Below are 11956 nucleotides of genomic sequence, written 5' to 3'. Positions count from 1 at the left end.
AAGGGTGCGGGGCGGGTCAGGTGGGGTTTGGGGGGGTGTTGGTGTGGTCCAGGGCCGCGCCGAGGCGGGTGGCCAGGGCCAGGTGAGCGGCTTGGGCCTGGCGGAACGCGTACCGGAACAGTGGCGTCGGCGCGGTCAGGGTGATCTCGACGTCGATGCGGACCAGGCCGTCCGGCTCGGCGCGGAGTCGGGTGTGGTTGCGCACCGTGGTGGCCGGCCACTGGCGGGCCACCATGACGATTTCGTCGGCCCCGCTGATCAGCACGTCCGCGTGGTAGGTGGTCCGGAACCGCAGCGGACCGGCCACCAACCGGTCGTTGATCGTGTAGCTGGCCTGGGCCCCGGGCCGGGGCGGCACCCGGCGGACCCGGACGATCAGCGGATGCAGCTCGCCCTGCCGGGTCAGGTCGCTGAGCAACGCCGCCGCCTCGGCGGGTGAGCACCGGGCCTGGACGGTGTAGCTGAAGGTATCGCTGCTGAGCACACCGTCTCCCGCCGTCGTCTGGTCGCCCGATCGTCCCGTACCGATGTCTGGCTGGCAACGCCCCAGGGCCCCCAGCGCCGCGCCGGACCGGGCCGATGCGGCGACCTGTCACTCCCTGCGCCATTAAGGTCGGTTAGTACAAAATCTTCCGAAGGTGCCGGAGGGCGGCCAGCATGAACGGCGACTACCGATGAGTGGGCACGTGATGGTCTTCGCGCCCACTCCACAGCTGACGGTGACAGTGGACCAGCCCAACGACCACCCCGAGCTGCACCTGCACCCCGGCGGGCAGGGCGTCTGGCAGGCCCGGATGGTGATCTCCCTCGGCGTCGACGTGGTGCTCTGCGCCGCCCTCGGCGGTGAGATCGGCCAGGTGCTGGAGCCGCTGCTGGTCAGCGAGGGCGTGGACCTCAAGGCGGTGGTCCGGGACTCCGGCAGCGGCGGGTACGTGCACGATCGCCGTGAGGGCTCCCGGCAGGAGATCGCCGACGTGCCCGGGCAGCCGCTGAGCCGGCACGAGATCGACGAGCTGTACAACCTCGCCCTCGGCGAGGGCCTGCGGGCCTCGGTGAGCATCCTCAGTGGGCCGAACGAACCGTGGCTCGTACCAGCCGACCTGTACCGACGCTTCGCCGCCGACCTCGGCGCGAACGGCGGCCGGGTGGTGGTCGACCTCTCCGGCGATCACCTCGGTTCGGTGCTGGAGAGCGGGGTGTTCTTCCTCAAGGTGAGTCACGAGGAGTTGATCCGCGACGGTCGCGCCCGCAGCGACGACACCGAGGAGCTGACCCGGGCCATGTACGAGCTGCACGCGGGCGGCGCGGAGACGGTGGTGGTGAGCCGCGCCGACCAGCCGGCGTTGGCGCTCATCGACGGGGAACTGTTCCAGGTCGAGATGCCGCGGCTGGAGGCCGCCGACCCGCGCGGCGCGGGCGACTCGATGACCGCCGGAGTGGCGGCCGTCGTGGCCAGGGGCGGTGACATTCGGACCGCCATCCGCACCGGCGCCGCCGCCGGCGCGCTGAACGTGACCCGGCACGGCCTGGGCACCGGGCGACTGGACTCGATCACCGGCCTGGTGGACCGCGTCCGGCTGGTGCCGGCGGACAGCCGGCAACAGGAGCGGACCACACCGGACGAGTTGGCCGAGCGGGTGGCCGAGCGATGACAGTGCGGGTGTTGATCACCAACGACGACGGGATCGCGGCGCCGGGCATCCAGGCGCTGGCCTGGGCTGCCCGCCAGCGGGGCCTGGACGTGGTGGTGGCCGCGCCGATGGAGGAGGCGAGCGGCACCAGCGCCGCGATGAGCGCCATGGAACGCGACGGACGAGTCGTCGTGAACGAGCACCCGCTGCCGGACCTGGCGGGTGTGCCGGCGTACGGGGTCGCCGGGTCACCGGGCTTCATCACCCTGATCGCCCTGCACGGGGCGTTCGGCCCACCGCCGTCGGTGGTGCTCTCCGGCGTCAACCGGGGCGCCAACGCCGGCCGGGCGGTGCTGCACTCCGGGACCGTGGGCGCCGCGTTCACCGCCGCCACCAACGGCTGCCGGGCAATGGCGGTCTCCCTGGACGTGCTCTCCGCCGGCGAGGCGACGGCCGCGAGCGGTGGCGCCGCCGTGGACGCCGCCGCCCGGGTACGCGACGCCGAGCGGCACTGGAGCACCGCCGCGCGGGTCGCCCTGGACCTGCTCCCCCGGTTGACCTCCGCGCCGATGGAGAGCGTGCTCAACGTGAACACCCCGGATCTGCCGCACGGGCAGCTGCGCGGGGTACGGCGCGGCACCCTGGCCAGCTTCGGTCAGGTGCAGATGACTGTGGCCGAATCCGGCCACGGGTTCGTCCGTACCTCGCTGGAGGAGCCGGGGCAGGCAGCGCAGCCGGGCACGGACGTGGCGTTGCTCGCCGCCGGGTACGCGTCGGTGACGGCCATCCGAGCGGTCACCGAGGCGACCGACGTCGACCTGACCGGCCTGGACGAACAGCCCTGACGGAGACGCCCGGCGCGCTCAGGCGCCGGGCAGCACCTCGGGGGTGGCAGCGCCGGCGAAGTAGGGCTCCGGGGCGCCGAAGAGACCGAGCAGGCCGGTCACCCAGAGCTGCCGGTGCACGAACCGGCTCGGCTCGGTGACCACCAGCTTGACGTCGCTGACCTCGGCTGTCTGGAAGCCGGCGACCATGGCGCTGATGCCGACCGAGTCGATGAAGGTGACCAACCTCATGTTGAGTTCGATGCGCAGCGGGCGGCCCTTGGCCAGCACCTCTGCGATCGCTTCGCGCACCTCGTACGCTGTGTCGACGTCGATCTCGCCCCGCGGGGCTATCTCCACGACACCACCGGACAGAACCGACTTCACGATCGACAGGCTCACGCGAGCACCTCCACCCGCCCGTCCCCCGGGCGCCTCATCAGTACGCGGGCCGCGACCGAGAGTATTCCTCTGACGGCCTCGGTCGCCACCCCTCGGGATGAGCAATTCGCGGATCCGGGCCCACAAAGCCACCCATATCCGTACTTTTCAGTATCTGATTACTCAAGACTTTTCGTTATCTCACCATCGCCGATCGGTCGTGACCGACGCGCCGCCGAACCAGGGTAGCGGTCCGGACCCGGCGCACCCGACAAGCGGCCCGGGACGTACGCCTGCCCCGTGTGCCGTCGGCGTGTCGCCCACCGCCGGCCGGCGCGATCCGCACCGCCGGTTGCCGGCACGCCCTAGCATCGGCCGGGACACCCCGCGACGGAGAGGATCTTCAATGATCAAGCGACTTGCCGGGCTGGCCGGCGTCGGTGTTCTGCTCGCCCTCGTCCTGGCCTGCGGTTTCGGTGGCGGAGGCGACGATGACGACGATGACGACGACTTCGCCCGAGGTGTCGCCGTGTCTGCGGTGCGCTGAGTCGGCTGGCGCGCCGAGTTGCGGCGCGCCGAGCTACCGGTGCTCCGCGGAGGTCGGGGTTTGCGTCCGGCTGACGCGGGGCACTGCGGGGTAGGCGACACCGTGACGCGCTGGAAAGACGCCGAAGTCCGAAGTGGCCGGCGGCTTCGGCACCTGAGGAGGTAACCACGATGTTCGGAACCAACCTGCTGGACCGTCGCAGCAAGCCGGAGCGGATTGCGGACCAGGCCTGGGAGCACCTGCTCTCGGCCGTCAGCTACGCCGGGGACAGCGTGCGGGACACCGCCCGCTCGGCCCGCCAAAACAGCAGCGATCTCGCCGACGGGGCGGGTGACCTGGTGGGATCCGCCGCCGACGAGGCGCGCCGCCGTGCCTCGCTGGCCTTCGACGCGCTCGCCGGCCGCCAGCCGGCACTGCCCTGGACGCTCCTGATCGGCGCCGCGCTCGTCGGCGCCGCGGTCGGCTGGGCTGTCGGCTCCGCCGCTCGGGCCGCCGGCAGCCGGGACGACCACGCCGTCGACGACGTGGAGTTCGTCGACGTCGACCGCCCCAACTCCCCCGCCATCTGACCGACAACACCACTGCGGGCCCCGAGCGACTCAGAGTCGCTCGGGGCCCGCAGTGGTGTTGGGGTGGACCCGGTCCGCCGGGTGCCGGACCCCTCAGGCGGCCCGGCGGACCGGTGTTTGGTGGTGATCCGGGGTCCCGGCCCGGATCACCCGCTCAGCGACTCGTGCAGGTGATGGCGGCCGGGGAGGTGTTGCCACCGGTCCACGAGCCGAGGAAACCGGCGGTGGTGCTGGCGCCGGCGGCGAGCGCGCCGTTCCAGCCGCTGTCCCGGACCGACACGGCGGCCCCGGTCTGGGTGTGGGTGCCGCCCCAGAGCTGGTCGATGCGCTGGCCGTCGGCGAAGGTCCAGCCCAGCGTCCAGCCGGCGATGGGGGCGCTTCCGGTGTTGCGGACCGCCAGCTCGGCCTGGAAACCGCCCGACCAGGAGCCGGTCACCCGGTAGGTCGCCGCGCAACCGGCGGACGGCGGCGGGGTGGTCGGGGGCGGGGTGGTGGGCGGTGGCGTGGTCGGGGGTGGCGTGGTCGGGGGCTCGCCGCTGGTGGGGTCGGCGACCAGGATGCCGCGACCGTTGGTGCCGAGGTAGACCCGACCGTGGACACGCGGGTCGCCGGTCAGCGCCTCGGTCGGATTGCCGTACTGGTGGCGGTCGTCGTTGACGCGTACCCAGGTCGCGCCGGCGTCGTCGGAGCGGTGCACGCCCGGTTGACCGTTCACAGTGCCGTAGAGGAACACGGCGGGGTTGGTCCGCCCGGGTGCCGCCTTGCCGAAACCGACGTTGCCGGAGGCGCTGACGGCGCCCAGCCTGGTGAAGCTGGCGCCGGCGTCGGTGGAGCGCCACAGACCACCGGGCCCGGCCAGCCACAGTTCACCGGCCCGGCCCGGTAGGGCCTTGAACCGCACGTCGGTGGTGGGCAGCCCGGTCGCTGCCGTCGGGGTGAAGCTGGCCCCGCCGTCGGTGCTCAGGTAGAAACGCCCGCCGCTGAAGCCGTAGAACCGGGTGGGGTCGACCCGGTCGGACTCGATGGTGGCGTTCGCCGGGATGCCGGTCGACGCTGCCCAGGAGTTGCCGAAACCGACCGAGTGGACGACGCGTTGGCCCGCGTCGCCGGGCGCCCAGACGAAGCGGCTGCCGTCGGCCGCGGCGGCCACAGTGCCGCCCTGGTTGACCCCGGACGGTTCGGTGCCCTGGAACCAGGTGGCGCCGCCGTCGGTGGAGAAGGCGACATGGCTGTCGTTGGGCCGGTCGGCGTCGGTGAAATTGCCGGCGCGCACCAGCACTGCGGGCTTGCTCTCGGCGTAGTCCAGGCTGGTGGTCGTCGTGAAAACCGGCTGGGTGAACAGCATCGACGGGATCGCGTCCAGGTCGGTGTGCCGGAAGCCGCCGACGTCGCCGAGAGCGCTGATCAGGGGTGCGCCGCTGGGCGGGCTGATCAGGTCGAGGACGGCGGTCTCCTCCAGCCCCCGGACCATCGGCCGGAGGGTGAACTGACCGCCGGTGTCCCACTTGGTCAGGTCGGTGGTGCCGTAGATGGTGGCGCCGGTGCCGTACATCATGCGGTTGGAGTCGTGCGGGTCGATCTCCACCGACTCGTTCATCCAGCCGAGCTTGGGCGCGTCCTCCGGGGGTGCCGGGTTGAGACCGAAGGTCAACCACGGCACCGAGGTGATGTCCATGGTGTAGCGGCGGGACCTCTCCGGGTAGTTGCTGAACTCCCAGATCCGCGTCCAGGTCGCCCCGCCGTCGGTGCTGCGGAAGAAGATGGCGTCCGGCCACCAGGAGACCTGGGTGGCCACGAGCAGGGTGTTCGGGCGTTGCCGATCGATGGTCAGCCCGCTGTAGCCGAAGTAGGCGTCGGCGCTGGTGGAGGGCACCGGGCTGATCCGCGTCCAGGCCCCGGTCGACCTGGTGAACTTCCAGACGTCGCCCTTGCCGCCGTCGTACGGGCCGCCGGTGTCGCTGGTGGCGATGTAGAGGTGACCACCGACCGGGTCGACGACCCCCTTGTGGGCCAGGTAGCCGGTGGGCTGACCGGCGATGCGCGCCCAGGTGACGCCGCCGTCGGTGCTGCGGTAGACCGGGTTCTCCTTGTCCGCCACGCCCACGTAGATGGTCTGCGTGGTGGAGCCTGCGGTGCCGGTGCTCTTGTCGAAACTGACCCAGGTCAGACCCTGGTTCTGCCCGTTGTAGCCGTTCGGGTCGCTGGGGTCCGCCCGGTAGTTGCCGACGTTGGGGAAGGCGGCGACGCGGGCCCAGGTCACGCCGTGGTCGGTGCTGCGCCACAGCCCGTTTCCGCCCTCGGCGCCGTAGTACACGATGCTGTTCCGGTTGGGGTCGACGGCGAGCCGCTCCCCCATGCCCCGGCCCGGCATGTTGCCGCCGTTCTTGAACGGCAGCTCGGTGGCCTGCCAGGTGGCGCCCTTGTCGGAGGAGCGCAGAATCGCGCCGTTGTTCGGGTCCCAGCCGTTCGTGTACATGCCGACAGCGGCGTACACCCGGTTGGTCTGCACCGGGTCGGTGGCGATGCTGACCACGCCGTTGTAGCCCCACCGGTCGGCGCCGACCCAGTCGAGCAGCGGCGTCCAGGACTGGCTGGACTGTTCCCAGCGGTACGCCCCGCCGATGTCGGTGCGCGCGTAGATGAGGTTCTTCTCGGTGGGGTTGAAGACGATGCCGGGTACGAAGCCGCCGCCGCCCACCGGGACGTTCCGCCAGGTGTACGCCTCCGCTGTGGCCGGGGTGGGGGCCGACCCAGCGGCGGTGAACGGGACCACCACGACGGCTGTGGCGGCGGCCAACACGGACACGACCGTGCCGGCGAGACTTCTCCGCATCTGCGGTTCCTCTCGGGAGGGAACCCCGGGGGACGGGGTCGATCGCCTGGGTGACGCCGTGGCCCGGGGGACGAGCACGACGACAGGGACGAGCGGAGCTGCCCTGGCTCCACCACCCGACGCGACGGCTCCCGCGATCGAGGAACGCGATTACCGTAACCGAAAGCTGCTCGCTTTGGAAGCGCTCCCATCATCGATGTTCGTCCCCGCCTCCCATCCGTGCCGCCCAGGTCGGGCCACGCCGTCACCCGGTCCGGGCGAGGGCGACTCACCCGGGGCGGCGGCAGGATCGCAGCACGGCGGACCTCCGGCCGCGGCCAGCACACGGTCCGCCATCGAACAGCGGAGGAGGGACAGATGGCCATCGCGGAGATAAACCGCACCGACCAGGACATCCAGTCCGCCGTGCTCGACGAGCTGACCTGGGAACCGCGGGTGCAGCCGCACGAGATCGGCGTGACCGTCGCCGAGGGCGTCGTCACCCTGACCGGCCGCGTGGACAGCTACGCCAAGAAGTGGGCCGCCGAACGGGCCGCCCACCGGGTCACCTCGGTCCGGGCCGTCGCCAACGACGTGGCCGTGCAGCTCGCCAACGGCACCGAGCGCGCCGACAGCGACCTGGCCGCAGCGGCCAGCCACGGGCTGGAGTGGGACGCGTTCGTGCCCATCGAGAAGCTCCAGGTCACCGTCTCGGCCGGCTGGGTGACGCTGCACGGCGACGTCGAGTGGGAGTACCAGCGCCGAGCCGCCGAACGCGCCGTGGCCCGACTGACCGGCGTACGCGGGGTGAGCAACGGCATCACCGTCCGACCGGCCACCGCGCCGGACGCCCGCAACCTCGCCGACCGGATCGTCGACGCCCTCACCCGGGCCGGAGCGACCGAGGCCGAACGGATCAGCGTCCGGGTGCACGGCGACACCGCGATACTCGCCGGGCTGGTGCACTCGATGCCCGAACGGGCCGAGGTCGAGCAGGTGGCCTGGTCCGCGCCGGGCATCCGGGAGGTGCAGAACCACATCGCTGTCGCCCCGGTCCTGCGCTGAACGGACGCGGGCGCCCGCTCAGCGGGCGCTGAACGGACGCGGAACCACCCGGGGTGGGTGAGCCCGCCTCACCCACCCCGGGAGCAGGCTGGTGGCATGAGTGATCCGAACGGGCTGATCCAACCGGGACGCACCGCGCCCGGCTTCACCCTGCCGGCCACCCCGGACGGGGCTCTGCTGGGGCCCGAGCAGTTCCGTGGCCGGCCGGTCGTGCTCGCCTTCTACCCCGCCGACTGGAGCCCGGTCTGCGGCGACCAGATGTCGCTCTACCAGTCGGCGGCACCCGTCTTCGCCCAGTACCAGGCGGTGGTGCTCGGCCTGTCGGTGGATGGCATCTGGTCACACCGGGCGTTCGCGGAGAGCCGGGGCATCGAGTTCCCCCTGCTGGCCGACTTCGAGCCGAAGGGCGAGGTGGCCCGCAGCTACGGCGCGTACATGCCGCACGGTGAGGCGGCCCGCGCGCTGGTGGTGCTGGACCCGGCGGGGCAGGTGACCTGGAGCTACCTGTCGCCGCCCGAGGTCAACCCCGGCGCCGACGGCATCTTCGACGCGCTGGACCGACTCGCCGCCGATCGGAAGGTGATGGCCGGATGAGCACGCCACTGCAGGTCACCGCCCGACTTCGAGACCCGGTGACCACCGACGACCACATCCGGGGGCCGTCCGACGCGGCGGTGACCATCGTCGAGTACGGCGACTTCCAGTGCCAGTTCTGCGGTGCCGCGTACCCGAACCTGCACGAGTTGCTGCGGCAACGGGCCGACACCGTACGACTGGTGTACCGCTACTTCCCGATCGCCAACGTGCACCCGTACGCCGAACGGGCCGCCGAGACGGCCGAGGCCGCCGGGGTTCGGGGCCGGTTCTGGGAGATGCACGACTGGCTCTACGAGCATCAGGACCAGCTCGACCCTGTGCACCTCTCGCTCGGCGTCGAGCAGGTCGGGTTGCCGCCGGACGAGCTGAACGCCGAGGTGGAGAACCGTGCGCACGCGGACCGGGTGCGCCGGGACTTCGTGGGGGGCATCCGCAGCGGGGTGAACGGCACCCCCACCCTGTTCGTCAACGGCGTCAGGCACGACGGCGGGTATGACCTGCCCGACCTGCTGACGGCCGCTGACGCCGCCGCCAACGCCTGACCCGATCAGATCAGCCGCAGCTCGCGCGCCCGCCGGACCGCCTCGCGCCGGCGGGTCGCGTCGAGTTTGCGGTAGATGTTGCGGACGTGAGTCTTCACAGTGTTGACCGAGAGGGACAACTCGCTCGCGATCTCCACGTTGGACAGGATGCTCTGCAGGTAGCGCAAAATGGTCAGCTCCCGCTCGGTGAGCGGCTCGTCGAGCGCGCCCCTGGGCCCGGCGGCCGGCCCGGGGGTGCTCTGCCCGGCCCCTCGCACCAGGTCACTGACCAGGGCGAAGTGCGCGGTGCCCGCGTCCAGGTGCACGGCCAGCAGGTCCCGCACCTGTGGTTCGGCGCGGGTGAAGACCCTCCGACAGCCCTGCGGGCCGGCCAGGTCCAGCGTCTGTTCCAGGATCCGGCCCGCCCGACGTCCGTCCCCGGCGCGTTCGGCCAGCACCGCGTCGAGCAGACCGGCGTCCAGGCGTACCGGTAGCGGCCAGGCCGTGGCGGCCGGTGCCTGCCAGTCCGGCAGGGTCCTCCCGGCTGCGCCGGCGTCGCCGGCGAGCAGTTGCACCTTCGCCAACGTCACCGCGAGCACCGGGTCGGCACCGTCGTCAGAGGCGTCGGCCAGCAGGTCGCGGGCGGAGTCCAGGTCGCCCCGCGCGGCCCGCAGTTCGGCTTCGGCGGCCCGCAGCAGACCGGTCACCTCGGCGGCGGACGGCCGGTGGGCCAGCGCCTCCCTGGCCCGGACGAGCAGCCGCTGACCGGCCGCCGGGTCACCGGAGTCGCGGGCAAGCTGCGCCCGGCACAGCGCGGCCACCGCCGCCGCCACCGGTTCGTCGGACACGGCGGCCAACCAGTCGTCGCCCACCTCGGGGTTGCCGGCCCAGCCGCCCGCCGTGTCGAGCGCCGGGAGGGCGAGGGCGAGGTTCGCTGTGGCTTCCTCGGGCTGGTCGCGCAGCAGCGCCACCACGGCGAGAGCCAGATACGCGTGGCCGCAGTCGAGCCGACAGGACCAGCCCCGACAGGGCGGCATGGCGAGTGCGTCCCGGGCCGCCTGCTCGGCTGCCCGCAGCTCGCCGCGCACCGCGAGCAGCAGCGCGGCCCGGCTCGCGGCGACCAGCTCGGTGCGCCGTCGGCCGGCCTCACGAGCCGCCGCCCGGGCTCGGACGAACCGGGCGGTGGGCAGCGACCCGTCGGCCAACTCGACCAGCCCCAGCGCGGTGCCGGTGAACGCCCGCAGGTCCAGGTCGTCGGCGGCGCCGCCACCACCGGCCGTCGGGGCGGAACCGGTCACCCCGGTCGGCAGCCGGGTCGGCGTCGCCTCCGCCGGGCGGGTGCGCAGCAGGCGAGCGGCGGCGGCCCGAACCTCAGCGCGGTCGTCGGCGAGCCGGGCCACCGTCAACTCCAGCGCGGTGACCAACCGCAGGAACCGGTCCCGGCGCGGCACCGGCAGTCCCGCGGCGTGCCCGGCGGCGGTCCGCAGGTGACCGTTGGCGGCCGGCAGGTCACCGGCGTACGCGCGCTCGGCGGCGCAGGCCAATGCCACCTCCGGGTCGGCGCGGATCACCTCCGCCGGCGGCGGCGCGGGTGCCGGGGCGTGCACCGGGTCCCGGTCGTAGCGGGTCAGCTCCGGCCAGTGCGCGACGAACAGGTCACCGGCCAGGTCCCAGCGGCCGGCGGCCAGGGCGTGCCGCAGACCGTCGGCGGGCCGGCCGTCGCCCGCGTACCAGTCGGCGGCCCGGACGTGCAGCTCGCGCAGTTCGTCGGCGGGCAACCGGGCCAGGTCGGCGCGGAGCAGGTCGGCGAGCAGGGACTCGCACCGGTACCAAGGCGGCCGGGTGTCCTCCCGGTGCAGCAGACCACCGGTCCCGGCCAGGTCGGCCAACGCCTGCCCGGCGTCGGCGCGGCCGGTCAGCGCCTCGGCCAAATCGGCGCAGACGGTGTCGACGACGGCGGTACGGCGCAACAGGTCCGCCTCGGCCGGGTCGAGCGTCGCCAACACCTCCTCGTGCAGGTAGCCGGCGATCTCCGGCTGGTCTCCGCCGAACTGCCCCACCCAGCGCTCCGGGTCGGGCTGTCCGCGTACCGCCAGGGCGGCGATACGCAGCGCGGCCGGCCAGCCGCCGGTGCGCTCCCGCAGCCGGCGCACTGTGGTCGCCGGCAGCGCTGCGGCGTGGGCGGTGAGCAGGTCGGCCACCTCGTCGTCGGTGAACGCCAGCTCGTCCGGGCCGATCTCGGTCAGCTCGCCGGCGAGGCGGAGCCGGTGCAGTGGCAGGTGCAGTCCGGCCCGCGCGCCGATCACCAGACGGAGCCGTCGTCCGGCGTGCCGCAGCAGGAACTCCAGGCCGGTCAACGCCGCCGGGTCGGCGACCCGGTGCAGGTCGTCCAGGATCAGCAGCACCGGCCGGTCGGCGGCGGCGAGCGTGGCGGCCAGCGCCTCCAGTTGGTCGGGGCGCGGAGGCCGGTCGGGCACCGGGCCGTCCTCCGTCGCCCCGGTCGCCGAGCGCAACGCCGCGGCGAGGTACGCCCAGAGCCGGTCGGAGTCGTCGCCTGCCTCCACCGACATCCACGCCGAGACCGGGTCGTCAGCCGACGAAACCGACAGGTCGCCGGAGTCCGGCACGACAGCGCCCGGCTCCACGTCGGGCGGCGCGCCGCCCAGCCGCACCCAGGAGGCGAGCAGTGTGGTCTTGCCCCAGCCTGCGGGGGCAGCCACCAGGGTGACAGGCCCCGCGCTGCCCTCGTCCAACCGGCGCAGCAGGCGGGGCCGCGCCACCACCGGCTCCGGCGGCACGGCCGGCGTCAACCGGGACGCCAACAGCGGTGGCCCAGGTGCCGGTTCGACGCGTAGGTGTTCCTGTTCCGGCACCCAGCCCCACCCCCACCACGCGCTCCGCCCCCGGTCGGCGAGCGGTTACCCGGCACGGGCCGGTTCACCCCTTCCGGGCGAGCGCGCTTCACCCGGGAGCGACAGACGATCGGGGGACGTGGACCGGGAGGACGGG

The 11956-nt window shown here is 73.1% G+C and carries 10 protein-coding genes and 1 pseudogene; 7 read left to right on the top strand and 4 right to left on the bottom strand.

The window, feature by feature from the left end; genetic code table 11:
• Positions 1-16: 16 nt before the first annotated feature.
• A complete protein-coding gene (locus NIE79_RS21660; RefSeq protein WP_238680302.1) occupies positions 17-484 on the bottom strand; it encodes an SRPBCC family protein in 468 nt (155 codons plus the stop codon).
• Positions 485-674: 190 nt separating this feature from the next.
• On the opposite strand from NIE79_RS21660, the gene NIE79_RS21655 reads away from it, so the two are divergent.
• Both NIE79_RS21655 and surE read left to right on the top strand, forming a co-directional pair.
• A complete protein-coding gene (locus tag NIE79_RS21655; RefSeq protein WP_238680301.1) occupies positions 675-1652 on the top strand; it encodes a 1-phosphofructokinase family hexose kinase in 978 nt (325 codons plus the stop codon).
• A complete protein-coding gene (surE, locus tag NIE79_RS21650) occupies positions 1649-2476 on the top strand; it encodes a 5'/3'-nucleotidase SurE (RefSeq protein ID WP_238680300.1) in 828 nt (275 codons plus the stop codon). The genes NIE79_RS21655 and surE overlap by 4 nt, the downstream gene beginning before the upstream one ends.
• Positions 2477-2494: 18 nt before the next feature.
• Here the strand turns inward: surE and NIE79_RS21645 are convergent, their stop codons facing one another.
• The gene (locus NIE79_RS21645) at positions 2495-2857 is read right to left on the bottom strand and encodes an STAS domain-containing protein (RefSeq protein ID WP_030330302.1); all 363 of its coding nucleotides are present in this window, start codon (positions 2855-2857) and stop codon (positions 2495-2497) included.
• 385 nt (positions 2858-3242) lie between these two features.
• On the opposite strand from NIE79_RS21645, the gene NIE79_RS21640 reads away from it, so the two are divergent.
• Together NIE79_RS21640 and NIE79_RS21635 are read left to right on the top strand one after the other, a co-directional pair.
• Complete coding sequence (locus tag NIE79_RS21640) at positions 3243-3383, top strand: hypothetical protein (RefSeq protein ID WP_167457621.1); 141 nt, start codon at positions 3243-3245, stop codon at positions 3381-3383.
• A gap of 170 nt (positions 3384-3553) precedes the next feature.
• Positions 3554-3952: a hypothetical protein gene (locus tag NIE79_RS21635; RefSeq protein WP_238680299.1), complete on the top strand. Its 399-nt coding sequence runs from the start codon at positions 3554-3556 to the stop codon at positions 3950-3952.
• A 154-nt stretch (positions 3953-4106) separates the two neighbouring features.
• On the opposite strand, the gene NIE79_RS21630 is transcribed toward NIE79_RS21635, so the two are convergent.
• Positions 4107-6785: a cellulose binding domain-containing protein gene (locus tag NIE79_RS21630; protein WP_238680298.1), complete on the bottom strand. Its 2679-nt coding sequence runs from the start codon at positions 6783-6785 to the stop codon at positions 4107-4109.
• A gap of 357 nt (positions 6786-7142) precedes the next feature.
• Between NIE79_RS21630 and NIE79_RS21625 the strand changes: the two genes are divergently transcribed.
• From NIE79_RS21625 to NIE79_RS21615, 3 genes are all read left to right on the top strand, one after another.
• Positions 7143-7829, top strand: coding sequence for a BON domain-containing protein (locus tag NIE79_RS21625; protein WP_238680297.1), 687 nt, complete (start codon positions 7143-7145; stop codon positions 7827-7829).
• 96 nt (positions 7830-7925) lie between these two features.
• Positions 7926-8423 (top strand): redoxin domain-containing protein, encoded by a 498-nt coding sequence (locus tag NIE79_RS21620; protein WP_238680296.1) that lies wholly within the window; start codon positions 7926-7928, stop codon positions 8421-8423.
• Positions 8420-8968 carry a DsbA family protein gene (locus tag NIE79_RS21615; protein WP_238680295.1) on the top strand — a complete coding sequence of 183 codons (549 nt, stop codon included), beginning with the start codon at positions 8420-8422 and terminating at the stop codon, positions 8966-8968. The genes NIE79_RS21620 and NIE79_RS21615 overlap by 4 nt, the downstream gene beginning before the upstream one ends.
• A 5-nt stretch (positions 8969-8973) precedes the next feature.
• On the opposite strand, the pseudogene NIE79_RS21610 reads toward NIE79_RS21615, so the two are convergent.
• Positions 8974-11888, bottom strand: a pseudogene (locus NIE79_RS21610) (winged helix-turn-helix domain-containing protein).
• Positions 11889-11956: the final 68 nt, after the last annotated feature.

Origin of the sequence: Micromonospora trifolii (genome assembly GCF_022229005.1) — a bacterium.
Taxonomy (GTDB): domain Bacteria; phylum Actinomycetota; class Actinomycetes; order Mycobacteriales; family Micromonosporaceae; genus Micromonospora; species Micromonospora trifolii.
Note: the sequence above shows the minus strand (reverse complement) of the source record. Positions and strands in the feature narration are given on the sequence as shown.

Bases quoted from the DNA above. Each gene is read 5' to 3' on its own strand.
- NIE79_RS21655 (WP_238680301.1), top strand. From the start codon at position 675: ATGAGTGGGCACGTGATGGTCTTCGCGCCCACTCCACAGCTGACGGTG.
- NIE79_RS21615 (WP_238680295.1), top strand. From the start codon at position 8,420: ATGAGCACGCCACTGCAGGTCACCGCCCGACTTCGAGACCCGGTGACC.
- NIE79_RS21625 (WP_238680297.1), top strand. From the start codon at position 7,143: ATGGCCATCGCGGAGATAAACCGCACCGACCAGGACATCCAGTCCGCC.
- NIE79_RS21620 (WP_238680296.1), top strand. From the start codon at position 7,926: ATGAGTGATCCGAACGGGCTGATCCAACCGGGACGCACCGCGCCCGGC.
- NIE79_RS21630 (WP_238680298.1), bottom strand. From the start codon at position 6,785: ATGCGGAGAAGTCTCGCCGGCACGGTCGTGTCCGTGTTGGCCGCCGCC.
- surE (WP_238680300.1), top strand. From the start codon at position 1,649: ATGACAGTGCGGGTGTTGATCACCAACGACGACGGGATCGCGGCGCCG.
- NIE79_RS21640 (WP_167457621.1), top strand. From the start codon at position 3,243: ATGATCAAGCGACTTGCCGGGCTGGCCGGCGTCGGTGTTCTGCTCGCC.
- NIE79_RS21635 (WP_238680299.1), top strand. From the start codon at position 3,554: ATGTTCGGAACCAACCTGCTGGACCGTCGCAGCAAGCCGGAGCGGATT.